General features: G+C 37.3%; 11 protein-coding genes and 8 pseudogenes. 11 read left to right on the forward strand and 8 right to left on the reverse strand.

Annotated elements, in window-relative coordinates; genetic code table 11:
- Position 1: 1 nt before the first annotated feature.
- Positions 2-2,308: a dynamin family protein gene (locus MAE_RS20690; RefSeq protein WP_012267280.1), complete on the forward strand. Its 2,307-nt coding sequence runs from the start codon at positions 2-4 to the stop codon at positions 2,306-2,308.
- Positions 2,309-2,841: 533 nt separating this feature from the next.
- On the opposite strand, the pseudogene MAE_RS20695 reads toward MAE_RS20690, so the two are convergent.
- A pseudogene (locus MAE_RS20695) lies at positions 2,842-3,228 on the reverse strand (hypothetical protein); the annotation flags it as partial.
- A gap of 175 nt (positions 3,229-3,403) precedes the next feature.
- On the opposite strand from MAE_RS20695, the gene MAE_RS20700 reads away from it, so the two are divergent.
- Together MAE_RS20700 and MAE_RS33540 are read left to right on the forward strand one after the other, a co-directional pair.
- Complete coding sequence (locus tag MAE_RS20700) at positions 3,404-4,618, forward strand: ISL3 family transposase (protein WP_012267283.1); 1,215 nt, start codon at positions 3,404-3,406, stop codon at positions 4,616-4,618.
- 346 nt (positions 4,619-4,964) lie between these two features.
- On the forward strand, positions 4,965-5,111 hold the full coding sequence (locus tag MAE_RS33540; protein WP_158303550.1) for a hypothetical protein: 147 nt from the start codon (positions 4,965-4,967) through the stop codon (positions 5,109-5,111).
- A 151-nt stretch (positions 5,112-5,262) separates the two neighbouring features.
- On the opposite strand, the pseudogene MAE_RS20705 reads toward MAE_RS33540, so the two are convergent.
- Positions 5,263-5,667 (reverse strand): annotated as a pseudogene (locus MAE_RS20705) (IS630-like element ISMae24 family transposase); the annotation flags it as partial.
- Between the two features lie 142 nt (positions 5,668-5,809).
- On the opposite strand from MAE_RS20705, the pseudogene MAE_RS20715 reads away from it, so the two are divergent.
- Positions 5,810-6,874, forward strand: a pseudogene (locus MAE_RS20715) (ISKra4 family transposase).
- A 56-nt stretch (positions 6,875-6,930) separates the two neighbouring features.
- On the opposite strand, the pseudogene MAE_RS20720 reads toward MAE_RS20715, so the two are convergent.
- Together MAE_RS20720 and MAE_RS36535 are read right to left on the reverse strand one after the other, a co-directional pair.
- Positions 6,931-7,449: pseudogene (locus MAE_RS20720) on the reverse strand (IS630-like element ISMae24 family transposase); the annotation flags it as partial.
- Between the two features lie 359 nt (positions 7,450-7,808).
- Positions 7,809-8,111, reverse strand: a pseudogene (locus MAE_RS36535) (AAA family ATPase); the annotation flags it as partial.
- Between MAE_RS36535 and MAE_RS30555 the strand changes: the two are divergent.
- Positions 8,069-9,570: pseudogene (locus tag MAE_RS30555) on the forward strand (IS5 family transposase). The pseudogenes MAE_RS36535 and MAE_RS30555 overlap by 43 nt on opposite strands.
- Before the next feature lie 47 nt (positions 9,571-9,617).
- On the opposite strand, the gene MAE_RS35300 reads toward MAE_RS30555, so the two are convergent.
- Positions 9,618-10,145, reverse strand: a complete 528-nt coding sequence (locus tag MAE_RS35300; protein WP_012267290.1) for an AAA family ATPase — start codon at positions 10,143-10,145, stop codon at positions 9,618-9,620.
- A complete protein-coding gene (locus MAE_RS35305) occupies positions 10,145-10,525 on the reverse strand; it encodes an AAA family ATPase (protein WP_012267291.1) in 381 nt (126 codons plus the stop codon). Before MAE_RS35305 ends, MAE_RS35300 begins: the two co-directional genes overlap by 1 nt.
- Positions 10,526-10,786: 261 nt before the next feature.
- On the opposite strand from MAE_RS35305, the gene MAE_RS20740 reads away from it, so the two are divergent.
- The 4 genes and pseudogenes from MAE_RS20740 to MAE_RS32695 all read left to right on the forward strand — a co-directional run.
- Positions 10,787-12,271, forward strand: a complete 1,485-nt coding sequence (locus MAE_RS20740) for an IS1380-like element ISMae9 family transposase (protein WP_012267292.1) — start codon at positions 10,787-10,789, stop codon at positions 12,269-12,271.
- A 1,036-nt stretch (positions 12,272-13,307) separates the two neighbouring features.
- The gene (locus MAE_RS20750; protein WP_002777278.1) at positions 13,308-13,658 is read left to right on the forward strand and encodes a DUF6883 domain-containing protein; all 351 of its coding nucleotides are present in this window, start codon (positions 13,308-13,310) and stop codon (positions 13,656-13,658) included.
- Positions 13,655-13,963 carry a DUF4926 domain-containing protein gene (locus MAE_RS20755; RefSeq protein ID WP_002732232.1) on the forward strand — a complete coding sequence of 103 codons (309 nt, stop codon included), beginning with the start codon at positions 13,655-13,657 and terminating at the stop codon, positions 13,961-13,963. The genes MAE_RS20750 and MAE_RS20755 overlap by 4 nt, the downstream gene beginning before the upstream one ends.
- A gap of 166 nt (positions 13,964-14,129) precedes the next feature.
- Positions 14,130-14,405 (forward strand): annotated as a pseudogene (locus MAE_RS32695) (transposase family protein); the annotation flags it as partial.
- Here the strand turns inward: MAE_RS32695 and MAE_RS30565 are convergent.
- Positions 14,391-14,573 (reverse strand): AAA family ATPase, encoded by a 183-nt coding sequence (locus tag MAE_RS30565; RefSeq protein WP_012267295.1) that lies wholly within the window; start codon positions 14,571-14,573, stop codon positions 14,391-14,393. The pseudogene MAE_RS32695 and the gene MAE_RS30565 sit on opposite strands and share 15 nt — an antisense overlap.
- A gap of 614 nt (positions 14,574-15,187) precedes the next feature.
- Here MAE_RS30565 and MAE_RS30570 point away from each other — a divergent pair.
- Positions 15,188-15,945, forward strand: a pseudogene (locus MAE_RS30570) (IS1 family transposase).
- Here the strand turns inward: MAE_RS30570 and MAE_RS34195 are convergent.
- A complete protein-coding gene (locus MAE_RS34195; protein WP_173351085.1) occupies positions 15,942-16,097 on the reverse strand; it encodes a hypothetical protein in 156 nt (51 codons plus the stop codon). The pseudogene MAE_RS30570 and the gene MAE_RS34195 sit on opposite strands and share 4 nt — an antisense overlap.
- Positions 16,098-16,269: 172 nt before the next feature.
- Between MAE_RS34195 and MAE_RS20770 the strand changes: the two genes are divergently transcribed.
- A complete protein-coding gene (locus tag MAE_RS20770) occupies positions 16,270-17,700 on the forward strand; it encodes an AAA family ATPase (protein WP_002731617.1) in 1,431 nt (476 codons plus the stop codon).
- Positions 17,701-17,720: the final 20 nt, after the last annotated feature.

Raw genomic sequence — 17,720 nt, forward strand, 5'->3', positions numbered from 1 at the left:
AATGGATTGGAAATCGGCCTCATCCTACTATGAAACCCGTCTCAGTGATGTCTTAAATATCCAACATTTTGCCGTTGACTTAGCCAAACTTCCCCAAGCTGAAGTTCCCTCTAAATTAACAGAAATCCTCCTGCAAGAGGCAATACCTGCTAACCGTCAACTCGAAAGACTGAGAAAAAGAGAATTTCGTATTGCTGTGGTTGGCTTAGAAAAGGCAGGAAAAAGTACCTTTATTAACGCATGGTTAGAATGTGATTTACTTCCTGCCAAAGGAGGAAGATGTACCTTTACCACCACTCAAATTTATTCCGTTAAAAGCGAATCTGAACAAAGATTAGAAGTGCAAACCCGCAGCGAAGAACAATTTATTCATCTCCTCAAAGAATTAGAAACCGTTGGCGCAAAAGAAGACTTAAAAACCATTAGAGAAAACGAAATCACTCTACAACAAGTCAGAAAGGAAGGTAATTTAGTTATTCCTTTTACTCGACTAGAAGACATCCGAGAACAACTAAAAAAATACGTTGCCGATGAAAAATACGCCCATGCAGTCCTAGAAGCCCGACTTTATACTAATAAACTCGCTCAAGCAGAAGGAATCGTCTTTTATGATGTCCCTGGTTCAGATTCTGGGTTAGCCAAGCACGTTGATGAAGCCCAACAAATGTTATCCGACTGTGATGCAGTCATCGTGATTCAGCGTTTTCGCAGTATTAGAGAAGCCGAATTAGAAATTATTAAATTTACAGAACAAGGTGATAAGAATGTCACCATTGCTGATAAATTATTTGTCTTTTTAAGTCATATTGACTCTCTTGGTAGCCCAGAAGCCCTTAAAACTCATATTACAGAAGCCTCTCAGGATTGGTTAAAACGCGCTAATTTACCGGTTAATCGCATTGTTTCTGGTTCAGCAGGAGCTTATTTAATCTTAAATAATCTGGCGGAAGAACCTACTCAATTAGAAATCGGACAAGCCAGCAATATTCAAGATAAATTAAAAACTTTAACTGGAATTATAGATGATGAAATGTTAAAAACTCAAGCTACAGGAATCCCTGAAATTAAACAAAAAATCTTTAATTATATTAATACTGAGCGAGTGGCAATTCTCAAGAAACGCTGTGAAGCTTCCATTGATAAAATTGTCAGCACCTCAGAGGACATTCATCATCTTGTCAGTCAAAGATTTCCCGAAAATCCTGAAGAAGCACAACGCTTTGAAGAAGAAAGAAGAAGAATTGATTTTTCAGAATGGTGGCATAGAAAATGGGAACAGATAAAAGCTGATTTACAAAATTTTTATGAAACATCTGTCATTAACAAACCCTTAGAAAAAGTTAATAACGAATCTTCCAGTAGTCTCGAAAAATTTAAAGAACGCTATAGGCAATTGTTAGCCAGTGAAATGGCAAAATTAAGACAAGAAACTTTAAGAAAAAAAGAAATTATTTTTGACGCAAATTCTTTTCCAGACTTCGACAAAGTAAGAGCTAATTATGCTTGGCGGGATGACTTGTATGGGGATGTTAGAACATTTTTGGCTGCCCTTGCTCGACAATTAGCGGCAGAATTAAAAGATGAAGCCTTAAAATTAGTCGATTATATGTCCTCTTTATTATGGGGAAGTTCTCAAGTAAAAGAACGACTTATTGGTTATTCAGAGCAGGAGTTTTTAACTCGCTTAGAAAATAGTTTATCAGTGTTATTTTTAAGATTTGCTCGTCCCGTTGCTGAAGCATTAATTCGCGGACCGGTTAACAGTGATACCCGCAGCCAAATTGTCAAATCCTTAGGGGCTGATGTGGAACTGATTGATAACTATTATCAAGGAGATGAACCTGCTTTTAGGGTCTTAAAAAAATACGTTAAATATGGTTCTGATTTACTCTTTAACCCTAGTCTTCGTCAACAGGTGTTAGGTGTAACAGAAATTGCCAAAAACGTTATCGGAATGACGGTAGATACAGTTATCGATTTAGCCGACCAATTAACCCCACCCAGAGAGGTTGTTACCTTTGAAGTAACTAATGATATTAACGCTTTTGAAGAATATCTACGCAATGGTATTTTTGAAGCTGCAGGATTTGAGTCCTACTGTATTCAAGAATTAAGAGGATTAGTGGATATTTTTCGAGAAAAAGAAGGAACATGGGCAGGTGTCGCTCAAAACGAATGGTATAAAGAGAATCCTCAGCTTGTAGCAGAATTACCCGCTAATTTGCAATCTCAAGAATTTAATTTAGAAGTTAGTGAACGACTGAGACAATTAGCAATTGCCTTGAAAAGAAATAGTTCCTCTCAGTAGCGTTAGCTATAGCAAAGCACCGCTATTATTGCGACGATGGCGGTGAATTACGGTGATTTGGGGATGTGTATTAAGCTTCGCTAATCTCTACTTATACCTGAACTTTTCTATACATATTATATACCACCATAACCAAAAAACCTTATCCATCAATGGATACACCCATTAACTTTTCTGTATGTACCCATGTTTATTATAATATTTTTTAATATAGCAATTTCCATAGTTGTGAGGTACAGAGTCTTAGGTTTTGAGAATCTGGTCGTCAGGAGTTAAGATTTTGGTGTACCTCATGAGATTGGGAAACGCTATAAACAAGTGGGGAAAGTTTAGGGGAAAATTCCCTAATCGTAATTCTCCTCGGCAACAATCATGCGTTAGATTTATTCGGGGTTTCCTTAATTTGTACCCAGTAACGGCACATTCAGATACAGCACGGGTTATGGTCTTTTGTCAAGGGGGAAGTCCAATAATTAAATCTCTACCTTTTAAAATACAAATGGACTATTAAAAGTAAATCCGTAGTCAATTACTCATAACTTCGGTGGCCGCTCGTAACTGTTAAGGTGATTGTCCAAAGACCATATATAGACGCGGCGGACTGGATTTTGATCACAAATTCTTTGCCAATCATGAATGATAGAAAGGTCTCCCAGTCCCCTACCTCCCATCGCTTCATCAGGAAACTCTTTTAACCATCCTTGCAGGTCTTCTTTCTTTAGAAAATTAATAGGGGTGAAGGGAGATTTTCCTTCAAGAGCTTGTGTTACCTGATTTACAAATTTTTCTGCACAAGTACGTCGCTGATTGCCATCTCCATTTTGGGCAATATGATTGCCAGTTTCCAGAATGGTCGCCATTGGCAAAAAAAGAGATTCCCCAGCTTTGATTTTCTCTTTTAACTCTTGAAGTATGGCTCTTCGGGAATTGTTATGCAAATAATTAACTTAAAATAAAATTCGATGAGAGTGCCTACGCTCAAAAGTAGCTGAAATCCATATAGGGAAGGACTTAAGGCATCAACAGGTTAATACCAAAAGATAGACAATCGAGTTAAGATTTGATATAATAGCCAAAAACCAGAGTATTTTACTTATGATACTTGACAAATTTTTGAACCTAGAAGGAACCTGTATTCAAGGCTATCGACACCTAGAAAATATCGGTATAGTTTTCCGAATCGAATCGAAAAATAAAAAAGCAACCTGTCCTCGTTGTGGCTTAGAAAGCGATAAACTCCACCAAAATCATCGACATTTAGTCAAAGATTTACCAATCTCAGGACAACCAGTGTACCTACAGGTTAATCGTCGTCAATTTAAGTGCGATAATTGTCGAAAACCCTTTAGCGAAGAGTTAGATTTTGTCGCCAAGAAACGAACCTATACGAAAAGACTAGCCGAGAATATACTCGAACAATTAAAAGAAGGAGATATTTTAAATGTTAGTCGAATAAATGACGTAACGGAAGAAGAGATTCAAAGAATGATAGAGGACATCGCCGAAGAAATTACAGAGCCAGACCTATCGGAATTAAAAAGACTAGGAATTGATGAAATCGCTCTAGTCAAAGGACAAAAAAATTACTGTGCGGTTTTAGTAAATTTAGATACGGGAAAACTAATAGCTATTCTAGAGAAGCGAACACAAGAGGAGTTGAGGGAAACGCTTACTGGGTGGGGAAAAGAGGTGTTAGAGCAAATTGAAGAAGTGAGCATAGACCTTTGGTTGCCCTATAAAAATTTGGTGAAAGAATTGATGCCATCGGCCGAGGTAGTCGCCGATAGATTCCATGTAATGAAACAAATTAATCAAGAGTTAGACGAACAGAGAAGAGCGGAAAAAAGAGCCGTAGAAGCGCAGAAAAATAAAAAACAGAAAGCGGAAAAAGAAGCGAAGCTAGAAGTTTTAAAGCGAAGTAAATATAGCCTGTTAAAAAATGAAGAAGATTTAACGGAACCCCAAAAAATTCAACTAGAAGCTATCAAAGAAAAATTCCCAAATTTGAAAAAGATGCAGGAATTAAAGGAAGAATTCAGAAAGATTTATGAAACCTCAGAGAATCCGACAGAGGGAATGCTATCCATCTCGGAATGGTTGGCAAAATCCTCCAGTGTTTTTACCAAGAGTTGTCAAACAATCCGAAACTGGTTTGGAGAAATCATTAGTTATTTTGAGCGAAGGACAACGAATGGGGTGGTCGAGGGAATCAACAATAAACTTAAACTAATAAAACGGAGAGGCTATGGCTTGAGAAACTTTCGGAATTTTTGGGTTAGAAGTATGTTATCTTGGCATCTTGTATGTTGATTTAGCATAAAGGGTAACGAAGAGCCTGAAGTATTAACTCAGATTGACTCGCCTTTTGGGGGACATTAAGTATCTCTAAAAAGATCGAGTATCGATTAGACAAATAGCTCCCATCAGGCTACTTCTCCCTGTTTTAATTGCTCTAACCAACTTAGCGCGTTTTGTTGACGTTGTTCTGCTGTGGACTTATCCTTTAAGAACTTATCTAATACTTGTTTAGTCATCAACTGACCAAGAGTTCCCTGCACAATTAATTCGGGGAAACGCTGGCTCTTCGGTAATTGTTATGCAATGGACGGGGGTTATAAGGGATGGAACCCTTATATAGAAAGGCGTTTAGCGATTTTTGTCAATTGTTTTTGATCTAAAGCGAACTCATCAATTAAGTCTTTTGCCAGATAAGGATTTAGTCAATTTATGCCCCCCTATCGAACCATACCAAGTAACGAAGAGCCGAAACGCTCTAAATCAGCTAATCGGACAATACGACTAAGCTAAACGGCTTTTACTTCGGATCACCGATATAGACTCCAAAAGGGTTATAGCTGTTGGATCATGCAGGTTAAGCGCCGTTTAGCTTATCTCCTGCTTGCGGATCTCGGTAACAACAAAGTACATTTCCAATATCACTATCGGGTAAGTACCTAGGCAAAATTAATTACATACTCGCCTCCAAAATTGTCCAGCACTTTTTTAACGTAAGCGAGGAGGCTCTTTCGGTCTTTATAGGCGCTAAATTCAATCCATTCATATTTTAAAAATCTCCATAATATTTCAATTAAATTTAAATGAGGTGAATAAGTGGGCAACCAAAATATTTTCAAGTTTTTCTTTTCCCATTCCTCAAGTTTCTCCATAAATGCCTCGCTGGTATGAATGGAAGCTTGGTCAATTATTATGACAGTTTTTTTCTGTATATTTTGGCAATATTTATCCAGAAAATTAATAACTATCTCGCTAGTAACCGTTCCGACCTGTGTCTCATAAAATAATTGATTATCTCGTTTCATTATTCCTAAAATATTTAGTCTTTTACCTTCAATTGGTGGGGAGCATCTCACTTGTGCAATGAGTATTAATGCTTATAGCCGTCAAAAACTAGAAAATCTCGAACTTTATCACAAAGAGAAATGAGATTATAATAGTTATAACTTACGATTCAGAATATATCTCGATGGGAGGAACAATCCAATGTTATCAGAAAATGAAAAAAGAATTCAAGAGTTATCCCGAGAGTTGGGAGCGTGTCTCTATGAGCAATCCCAAATTAAGAAATTTAATAACTTGGGAGAAATAGAGGAGACGGTCAGAGATTTAATGATTCAGTATGTTAACCCAGAAATCGGTATTTTTTTATCAAAACAAGTACAGAAGAAACCGCCGGTCGGACGAGAAAAGTGAAAAGTATTTTGGGGGAATTACCAATTACAGAAAAACAAGCGAAGAAGTTAGAAGTAAAGCCGAGAACTCAGATGAGTCCAATGTTAGAGAAGAACTGTTTGCTATTAAGTGGCGATGAATCCTATGAGAAATCGGAGCAGAAAATCAAATCATTGACAGGAATTGCTGTTTCTCACAGTACCCAACAACGCCTCGTACATCGCTATCATTTTGAAGAATTACCGTCTAACCTAGAAGTCGAAGTCGAAGAAATGAGCATAGATGGCGGTAAGGTACAACTGAGAACTCCCAAGGGAGAAGCCTTAATTTGGCGTGATTATAAAGCAGTGAGTTTTCATCAACTGGGGGTAGCGGCTTTTTTTCAAGATAACTCGGCTTTATTAGATTTGGTTAATTCTCAAGTTTTGGTTAAACCTTTAATTTGTTTAGGAGATGGACATGATGGTATCTGGAATTTATTTCGTCAGATAGGAGAGAAACATGAAAGAATTGAAATTTTGGATTGGTATCATTTAATCGAAAACCTCTATAAAGTTGGCGGGTCATTCCAGCGAATTGAGGAGGTAAAATGTTTTCTATGGAAGGGGGAAGTGGATGCTGCTATCTCTTGTGCGCGAAGGATGGTCAGAGCCTCAAGTTGAGAATTTTATTACTTATTTGAACAAGCATAAACATCGAATTGTCAATTATGGTTATTTTCAAGAAGAGGGGATTTCCATTGGTTCTGGCTCTGTGGAATCTCAGGTGAAACAAATTAGTTTTCGTGTTAAAATTGCCGGTGCAAGTTGGAATTCTGGCAATGTACCGCAAGTCCTTCGTCATCGCTGTGCCTATCTGAATGGTTCTCTTTTTTAACTTTTTTATTTACCTCATTAAGCATAAATGCTTAATGCAAAGGTGAGATGCTCCCCAATTGGTGGTAACTTTATCGTGGTTTTTTCTTCTTGCCAAGCGTCAGGAATACAAGGCTTTGAATCCCCTCCCATTTCATCCAAATATCCTATCTCAATCTCTCCTCTTTTTTCCTGTTTTTTTAGTTCTTCTAAAATAGGTAGTTTGACCTCAAGCTCCCACTCATCAGGGGTTTTGGCGACCCCTCTTCTCACCCTTTTCCACCTCATGTTGATTTTTTTTATGAGTCTTTTTATCGTGTCTTTGCTTACGGTTAATTTCCCTTCTTCTACAATTTTTATCTGGATTTTTTTTAAGCTTTTCGGTTCTTCTTTTACCCAGTCAATAACTTGTTGACCTTGTGCTTCTGTCAATTTAGGTTTTCTCCCTCTTCCTCGACGATTATAAAAACCAATTAGTTTTCTATCTTCCCAGGCCGTCAACCAATTATAGATGGTCTTTCTCGTAACTCCAAATATTCCGCTCAATTCTTCTATCGTGGTTCCCTGAAAACTTAAGAGTATACATTTCGGGTTCTTCGTTACTTGGTATGGTTCGATAGGGGGTCATAAATCGACTAAATCCTTATCTGGTAAGAGACTTAATTGATTAGTTCGCTCTAGATCAAAAATAATTGACAAAAATCGCTAAATGCCTTTCTATATAAGGGTTCCATCCCTTATAACCCCCGTCCATTGCATAACAATTACCGAAGAGCCACATTTCGCTCGCTCTCTTACTTGATGATGTTTACTAGCTCGATAAATTCTCTCTAGCATTTTCTGGCTCTCGGGGTTTAGGTCTCTAATCAATCTCATTGTATTTTCCTGCTGCTTCGTTTTTTTATGTATTATACTTCTTAATTTTTTATTTGGGTAATTAATTTTGCATGACTACTTACTGCATCTAGTAACGCTGGGTTATGGGAGGTGATCAGTACCCTCAGTTTTCTTTCTAAGGCGATCTCCCGAATTTGCTTAACTAAATTATCTGCACGACTGGGATGAACACCATTATCGATCTCTTCAATAATTAGGGCTTGCTGAAAAAGCCTGAAATGCCGATAGGAAAAAGGTTTCGACTCAATAAAGTCGAGAAAAAAGGCCCAAAAAAAGGTAAAATACCCTAAAAGCCAGGCACTTTTTTCATCCAGTACAGATGTATCGTATATCGACAGCAACTCCCTCAGAACCCGAATCATTTGAACTGCCCGAGGAGCGGAAAACTATCAGATGAAAACCGTTGGGTTATTATGACCAACTTAATTCCCTGGGAAAAATTTGAAGAAGAATACGCAAAAAGCTTTTCCGAAAACAAGGGGGCACCCGCCTTACCATTTAGGATAGCATTGGCAGCATTAATTATTCAAGAAAGATTAGGAATAAGCGACAGAGAAACCGTCGAACAAATTAGGGAAACCTCTTACCTACAATACTTTATTGGGCTAACAAACTATCAAATAGAAGCCCCATTTGATGCCTCAATGATGGTATATTTTCGGAAAAGAATTAAGTTAAACCTCCTCAACAAAATTAACCAAGAAATGGTGAAAAAAGGCCGAGAACTTCTCGAGGGCAAAGAATCTGGTGACGGAGCAGAAGAGCGAGGAGAAGAAAGTGAGCGGCCCAATTCAGGAAAATTAATATTAGATGCGACTTGTGCGCCTGCCGATATTAAGTATCCCACAGATTTAGACCTATTAAATCAAGCTCGTCAAGGAACGGAAAAAATCCTAGATTGTCTCTACAGGGAAGTCAAAGACAAGTTAACTAAGAAACCAAGAACTTCCCGAAAAATAGCGAGAAAAAACTATTTAAAAGTCGCTAAAAAACGTCGTCCCTCTCAAAAAGAAAGACGGAAAGCCATTGGTCAACAACTGGGATATATTCAAAGAAACTTAGGTTATATAGACCAACTAATTGCATTAGGAGCCTCCTTAACTTGTTTAAGTAAAAGACAATATAAACTGCTATTAGTCATTGAAGAAGTCTCTCGTCAACAACGGGAGATGTGGTCAGAGAAAAAAACAAAGGTTGACCAGAGAATTGTCAGTTTAAGTCAACCTCATGTACGTCCTATTGTGAGAGGCAAAGCCGGAAAACCGACGGAATTTGGGGCAAAGCTCTCGGTGTCTTGTGTGGATAATTATGTATTTTTACACCGTTTGTCTTGGGAAAACTTTAATGAATCTCAAGATTTGAAAGCGCAAGTAGAAAACTTTAAAGAGACTTATGGTTGTTAGCCAGCAATCCGTTCATGTCGATAAAATTTATCGAACCAGAGAAAACTTGGCATGGTGCAAGGAAAGAGGGATAAGATTAAGTGGATTACCCTTGGGAAGACCACCGAAGAATCGCAGGGCTGAAATAAAAAAACAAGCTCAAGAGGACGAGAGTTTTCGCAATGCAATAGAAGGGAAATTCGGACAAGCTAAGAGAAGATTTGGTTTAAATCTGTGCATGACAAAACTACCTGAAACTTCAGAAACGTCCATTGCTCTTACCTTTTTGGTTGTCAATCTTTCCCGACTGCTTCGGCAGTTTTTTGGGCTTTTTTTGTCTTTCTGGCTTTTTCGGCGAACAAATGAACTAAGATGCCGCCAACGCTTTAACAAAAATTATGTTAAAAGTTATTTTACTCAAGTAAAACTTATCAGTTGAACGACAAATTATTGGCACTCAATAGCATAATTCTTTGAGCGACTTTTTCAGCAAGCCCTAATTACGAAAGTTCCAGGATTTACACTTAGTAGAGTTGCAGCAATCGCTAAAACTCTCAGAGTACCATCGGACAACAAAGGAGCATCTATCTGATGTTCTTTGTTCCCAAAAGACTCTATTAGTTTCACCATAACATCCTTGCGGTCTGTAATGATAAAGCGAATATCGGTAATATCCTGTTCTGGTAATGAACGAATGAAGTCAAGCAACTTGTTTTTTTGAGTCTCTCCCTGCTGACAAACTGCGTAAAGAACACTAGAAAGGTTAGAGCCATCTTCTTTAATATCATCATATTTAGCGTAAGCATAATCCCGCATTACTGCTGGACGAGGATCAAGAAAGACAATATTTCTCAAGGTTTCTCGAATTACTTTAGTAACTGCTGGAATAATTTTTTGTGATTGAGTATGAGTTTGCTGGAACCGACTGGGAGTTTCCAATTGATAAAAAATGGCTTGTCGGTTAGAGCAAGGTATGTGGGGCTTATTTCCACCTGTCTTAAAATTGTTATACATCACCCTAATTTCATCGGTGTGTGAGTTGGGAGCGCATCAATTTTGTAAAGTATTAATTCCTGATCTTTACTAGCTTTACTGACACTTTCTCCGCTGATAATAAGTTGGTCTGATAATAGCCCAATCTCAATCTCGAAATCAGTCCAACCGTCAGGAGCGTTATCAATGTGTGTTCCCAAGGTAAAATACTGTTTTTCTGCACTGAAAAGATCGATCGCTTGTCCACGGGCAATTGCATTACCGCTTTGAATGTTGCGTTCAATGTCATCTAACCTGCTGCCTTTCGCTAACCACGAAAGTAAGCGAATTGCTTCTAGTGCATTACTTTTTCCTGACGCATTAGCACCGATTAAAAAGGTGATGGGTGCTAGAGCCCGCATTTCTCACAAAAAGTACGATCACCAACCCCCGAAGCCTTACAAAATCTGGGTTTTGACTGGGTGATCGCCTTGTAGCAAAAACGACAGTGTGTTGTTAGGATTCAACTTAAGCTCATCATCAATTAGACCTTGAAAAAAGAACAAATTTAAAATGCGTATTTTTAGGTTAATTAGTTGATAAAGTCTCAATTTTAAGTAGAGAATGAAGTCAAAAGCTTGCTATAATTTAATCATTAAAACTATTTAAAGTATGTCAAGTTTATGACTCCTAGTTCAGACCAGTCTCGACTCAATCAATTAAATTTTGGAAACCTCAATGGAAGACAAGTAATCGCTAATTTTGAGGGAGAAAAAATCACCTCAGATGCAGGAATTATTTTGATGGCAGAGTTAGACCAAAAGCTAAAAATAACGGCTCGGTTTGCCGAATGTTTTCGAGATTATCGAAATTCATCCTATCTAGATTATTCAGTTCATGAACTACTCGCACAAAGAGTTTATGGGATAGTTTTGGGATATGAGGATGTCAATGATCATGATAAATTACGTCATGCTCCAGCTTTAGCAATAGCATTGAAAAAACTAAATTTTATTGACTCAGCCCAAGCAAATTTAGCGGGAAAAAGTACAATTAATCGACTAGAATATTGTCCGGAAACAGTCATCAATCAAGAGAACAGTCGTTACCATAAAATCGAGCCTAACCCCAAAGAAATTGAAAAAGCTTTTGTGGACATCTTTCTAGAATCCTACAAAAAGCCACCGAAACCAATTATTTTAGACATGGATGTCACCGATGACCAAGTGCATGGAAATCAAGAGGGAGCGTTTTTCAATACTTATTATAAAGGAGTGTGTTATGCTCCTTTGTATATTTTCTGTGAGCATCATTTATTAGTAGCTAAACTCCGGTCTTCTCATGTAGATACTGCTGGGGGAGCATTAGAAGAATTGCAGCGAATAATCGGTATAATTCGAGAAAAATGGTCAGATACGCAGATATTAGTACGAGGAGATAGTGCCTATTCCCGTGAAGATATCATGAAATTTTGCGAAAGTCAAGCAGGAGTTGATTATGTTTTAGCAATGGCAACGAATAGTCAATTAAAATTACGAGCGACCGATGTAATTGAGAAAGCTAAGGCAGATTACGAGCAAAGACTTCAGCCAGTTACTGAATTAATGGAGACGTTATTTTCTCCCGATGAAGAGTTAGGAGAATTGGCGAAATTGGTACCAGAATCGACTTGGTATCGTTCCCTATGTTATCAAACCCAAAAATCCTGGAGCCGTTCAAGAAGAGTGGTGACAAAAGTTTGTCCTGGTAGTGAGGGCGTAAAAATTCGCCACGTTGTGACTTCTTTACCTGCATCAAAGATTCCCCCATCTAAACTTTACACTGAAAAATATTGCCCCAGAGGTGAGAGGTCAAATCGAATTAAAGAGCAACAATTAGACTTATTTGCTGACCGGAATTCGACACAGACATTTGAGAGTAATCAATTAAGACTTTGGTTGTCATCAATGGCTTATGTTTTAATGCAAGCTTTTCGTCAAAATTGTTTGGCTAAAACTTCTTTTGCCAAAGCGACAGTGGGAACAATTCGCCTTAATTTCCTTAAATTAGGAGCTAGAATTACTGTTAGTGTCAGAAGAATTTTAATCGCAATTGCCAGTTCTTGTCCCTATCAAGATATTTTAGCGATAGCTTACTCTAGAATTCAAGCGATAGCGGGAACTGGATAAGTTGAAGAGTTTTCAAAGATCATTAAATAGTCTTAAAAATGGCTGCTTATAAATTCAGCTAACTTTGTCGTGAACATTTTCCCTAATTGACGGAATTTTTCCAGTAATTCAGGAATTTTTTGATTAGTTTAGTCAGATTATTCCTTGATAACTAAGCGGGTTTCTCTTATTTTTGAAAAACACCAACTTTTAACCTCCAAATTAGGTTCTTAATTCAGTTTGTGAGAAATGCGGGTAGAGACAAGGTTGCCTCCTGATAGCTTTTGAAATTCCGAAGAGTCACCGATGTTAACATACTTTTCACCCATTAAATCTTGACTGGTGCAGTTTGAGCATTTGTACTAAAAGTTCCAATACGCAGTTTAAATTCAGCGCAGCTTATAGACTCTAACAAGTACCGAAAACTAGCACCCATAACCTTGAAAACTCAAACTGTAGGGCAGGGCATATCCGAACAGTATAATCTAGGCTTGGGGAGATAAGGTCGCTGTTTATTGGCATTAGGGCGGAACCCTTACCCTTACTGCATGGGGCTTCTCAGAAAAAATTGACAAGCCGTTACTGAGTACATTTTCCCTTGAAAATGGCTGTACCGTTGACTGTATCTAGAGTAGAGCGATTCTGTGGAGTTGGCTGTATAGTGATCGCTAACCTTATGATCACAGATGATGTCATTAATCTCTAGAGTAAGCGATTCCCTCTGTAGCCATGTTTTTGCTGGTTTTCTGCCCCGAAACAAGCTATAATGGTGGAAAGGTCAAATTTGAAAATTTTTGCCTCAAACCCTATCTGCGTAAAGACTTCAGGATTTTGTGTTCAGTAGCTCATTGGTATTATATGGCTTTAACTCAGGCTCTGTAAGACTTTTAGCCATAGCTAGTATTTTTGTACGGGTAAAGTCCAGAGCTAAATGGTTGCCTTTTTTAACTTTTTTATTGATCTCATTAAGCATTTCTACTTATTGCAAGGGTGAGATGCTCCCTTATGAAATATGAAACTAGAGGCAAAGTCAAAATTAATAATCGTCTTAATTCCAATGAAATTAAAAGATATTGTCAACAAAGTCAAAATAGATTCTAGAAAATTAACCCAATATGCTCTCAATTTAGACAATCCAAAAGGATTAAATAAAGCCATCATGTTTCAACGCCACTTAGGATATACTCAAGATAATTATGAGCCACTTCTACAACAAATCGCTAACAAATCCCTTGAAGCAAAAGCTGTTTATCAAAGTACAGATCGACATGGCAAACGCTATCAAGTTGACCTAGAAATTACAGGAATTGAACCAGGGCAACAAGAAATAGTGAGGACTGGATGGATTGTTGAGCCTGATAGTGATACAGCTAAATTAGTAACTTTATATGTGAGAAAAAGACCATGATTAAACCAGAATTATTTGACCTTGTGGAATTATTAGTTGACTTGCCTGAACATAACTTAATAATGGGAGAACAAGGGACAATTGTTGAAGACTACAATGATGGTTGTTACGAAATTGAATTTAGTAATGATCTAGGGGAAACTATCGCCCTTTGTTCTCTCCCAATGCAGCAATTTATTGTCATCTGGAAAGCTCAGAACAAAACTTGGTTATCTTTAACAGAAAAGCTAACAGCTTTAATCGATAAATTACCCAAAGAAAAGCAACAAAAAGTTTTAGATTTCACCCGCTCTTTGTATCAATAAAATCGGAAAAATAGGCTATTCCAGAATTGTTATGCAAATAATTAACTTAAAATAAAAGCTAAAATTCATATAGGGAAGGACTTAAGGCACAAACAAGTTAAGGCCACAAAGATAGACAATAGAGTTAAGATTTGATATAATCGCCAAAAACGAGAGTATTTTACCTATAATAGTTGATAAATTTTTGAACCTAAAAGGAACCTCTATTCAAGGCTATCGACACCTAGAAAATATCGGTATATTTTGACGAATTGAATCAAAAAATAAAAAAGCAACCTGTCCTCGTTGTGGGTTAGAGAGCGATAAACTACACCAAAATCATCGACATTTAGTCAAAGATTTACCGCTCTCAGGCTAACCAGTGTACCTACAAGTTAATCGTCGTCAATTTAAGTACGTTAATTGTCAGAAACCCTTTAGCAAAGAGTTAGATTTTGTCGCCAATGTCATCTAACCTGCTGCCTTTTGCTAACCACGAAAGTAAGCGAATTGCTTCTAGTGCATTACTTTTCCCTGACGCATTAGCACCGATTAAAAAGGTGATGGCTGCTAGAGACAAGGTTGCCTCCTGATAGCTTTTGAAATTCCGAAGAGTCAGGGATGTTAACATACTTTTAAATTAAGGTATTTAAAAACATCTAAAGTAAGGGGATTAAGGTTTTATCAGATTCTTTATTCCAGCTACGGCACAACCTAGCCCAGCTAGTGGGACTTAGGCGTTTTCGGTCAGCAAAAAAGGCTCAAACCATTACGGGACAAAGGGTTAACCTCGATTTATGATTTTCCTTGATATATCTGGGTTTCAGCGATTTTGGGCTTCTCGAAGTAAATCCCAAGCGGGGATTGGAGTTGAGGCTTTTCTCGATTTGTTTTTTGTCTAAGTCCCACTAGACCCAGTGTAGCACCTCCAAGATAAAGCGTGGGTTGTACGAAAAATCTTATGAACTGATTTTGCACCTCCTTATCAGCTTTATACGTTTTGGCAGCGGTGGTAGAATCGGGCCAAGATTTAAGCGATCTTTACGCGCAGAAAACGGGTTTCTTCAAGAAACCCGTTGGTAATGATTCGGTAGTAGTGGCGTAGCTCTCTTGCTTACCTGGTATGAATTGTGTAAAATATTTATTAATAAAAATAATTGGCTCGAATCAGTCTTTAAACCTCTAGCTTGATCATGACTTTTCTGATAAATATCTTTTTCTGGCTCCTGTCTGGCTTACTGAAATATCAGTCTAGCACCGAACAAAGTACCCCCTTCACCTCCGTTCCCCTGTCCTAATTGTGGTTCTCACCATACGATCAAGAATGGTTCTATTCATAATGGAAAACCCAAACGTCAAGGTAAAGAATGTGGTCGTCAGTTGGTGATCAATCCCACTAATAAAACCGTCTCTGACGAAACCAAACAATTAATTGATAAACTCTTGCTCGAACGAATTTCCTGACGAGGAATTGCTAGAGTAACAGGGGTAAGTTGGTCATGGTTACAAAATTATGTCAACAATAAACTGGCGGCTGTCCCCCGTCAAATAAAGGTTTCGGACAAACCAAAAGCCAAAAGGTAAATTGGTTAGAGAATGTGATGAAATGTGGTCTTTTGTTTTTTCTAAGACGATAAAGGTCTATATTTGGCGGTTAATTGATAGAAATACAAGGAAAATTATTGGTTGCTATGCGCGGAGATAGGAGTCGTCAATCAGCCAAAAAACTTTGGGCTAGTTTACCAGGTGTTTACCGACAATGTGCAGTTGCTTACACAGACTTTTGGGAGTCATATAAGACAGTAATTCCCAGTAAACGTCATCGACCAGTCGGGAAAGAAACTGGTCAAACTAATCCTATTGAAAGATTAAATAATACCTTTCGACAAAGGATTTCTCGGTTGGTGAGAGAGAGTCTATCTTTCTCTAAAAAAATGGAGAATCACGTTGGGGCTGTTTGGTATTTTATCCATGACTACAATGCACACCTGGCAAAGGATTAAGCCGCCATCACTACTACAGAATCACCACCTAAATCCTTATCTGGCAAGAGACTTAATTGATTAGTTCGCTCTAGAGCAAAAACAATTGATAAAAATCGCCAAATGTCTTTCTCTATAAGGGTTCCATCCCTTATAACCCCCGTCCATTGCATAACACAAACCGAAGAACCGAATTTACCAATGTCAAGGTCGATGATCGCACTAAAATAAGCTCTCTCAGTGTTAGTTATTATTACCCGTTCGGATCAGCTTAGGAAAAAACTTGAGAAAAGTTTCATATTAGATTATAATTTTCGTTTGAGACTGTTATATGAGATTAAAGGTATGTCTCGATTTATTAAGCGTTTAGAAGCGATTGGAATACATGGAAGATTTGATATTAATCTTGATTTTCAAGATGGAGTTAATATTATTCATGGAAGTAATGGCACAGGCAAAACCACTGTATTGCATATTCTTGCTAATGCCGTCAACGAAGATTTTAGACGTTTTGGCTATTTAAAATTTCAAAAATTAACCATTACATTAGATGATGATACGAAAATATTGATAGAACAGCATAATTCTCCTCAAGAAGATATAAAAGAAACAGTAACAACAGTCTTTGTTAATCATGAAAAAGTCGATTCTTACCCTTTTACAAAATTATTAGAAGAAGAAAAGCAAAAAGAAAATAGCGAAATTTTCTTATCTGCACTTTATTATCGATCATCTTCTAGGAAAAAGCAAGATATTGACTTAAAAGCAACTTATTTCCCTGCTTTTAGAACAATGATTGAGGCATGGGCTACCTTAGATGAAAATGAAATTAGACATTTTGCCCGAAGATCACCTAATTTTAGCAAAGTTCTCAGAAGTTCCGCCAGATCAACCGAATTAGCTCGGATTCTATTTGGGAAATTTGTCCCTAGACTTGAGTATCCTTCACCGATAGAAATAGAAGAACATATTAATTCAGAATTAACAGAAGCTCAATTAAAAATTGCTAGTCTTGATAGAAATTTGCTTTCACAAGCTTTTATTCAATTTTCTCAAGCTATTTCTCAATCATCTGAGACAGACGATAATACAAAAGAGCCGGAAGAAGTTATTACAGAAATAATAGAACTTTCGGAAAAATTGCAAAATTCATCTTTTCAAGTTAATCGTAATCAATCAGATGATGTCTATAAACAATTAATAGAACAGTTGAAATCGTTTGAATCAGATCCAAAATACAAAACTATTGCTAGTAGAGTTTTATCAGTGTATAAAAGTTCTCTTCAACAAAGACTAGATGAACAAATAACAGCTTATTCTAGTATTGAAAGATATCTTGAATCAGTCAATGGATTTTTAGAGAGAAAGCAATTAAAAATAGGTTCTACAAGCTTACCTCAAGGCAGAGGGAAATTAGGTGTTAAAATTGGTGATGAAGAAGCTATTCATAGTCTGCAAATTTTGTCTTCTGGAGAAAGACAAGTCGTAGGTTTAATTTATGCCGCCAGTCACATGACAAGTGGTAGGGTTGTCTTAATTGATGAACCTGAAATTTCACTTCACATCGATTGGCAACGTAAATTATTACCAGAAATGGTTAAACAACTTGATGAGAAACAACTCATTATTTGTACTCATTCTGCTGTAATTGCATCCAAATATCGAGAGAGAATGATAAAACTTGAACTACAACCAACGGCAAAGGCTAATATAAATACTGACACTCTTGAAAGTGATACACTAGATAATGATTTGTTGGACGACATTCCCTTTTAAAAATTTAGATAATTATCGAC

Origin of the sequence: Microcystis aeruginosa NIES-843, from assembly GCF_000010625.1 — a bacterium.
GTDB lineage: Bacteria > Cyanobacteriota > Cyanobacteriia > Cyanobacteriales > Microcystaceae > Microcystis > Microcystis aeruginosa.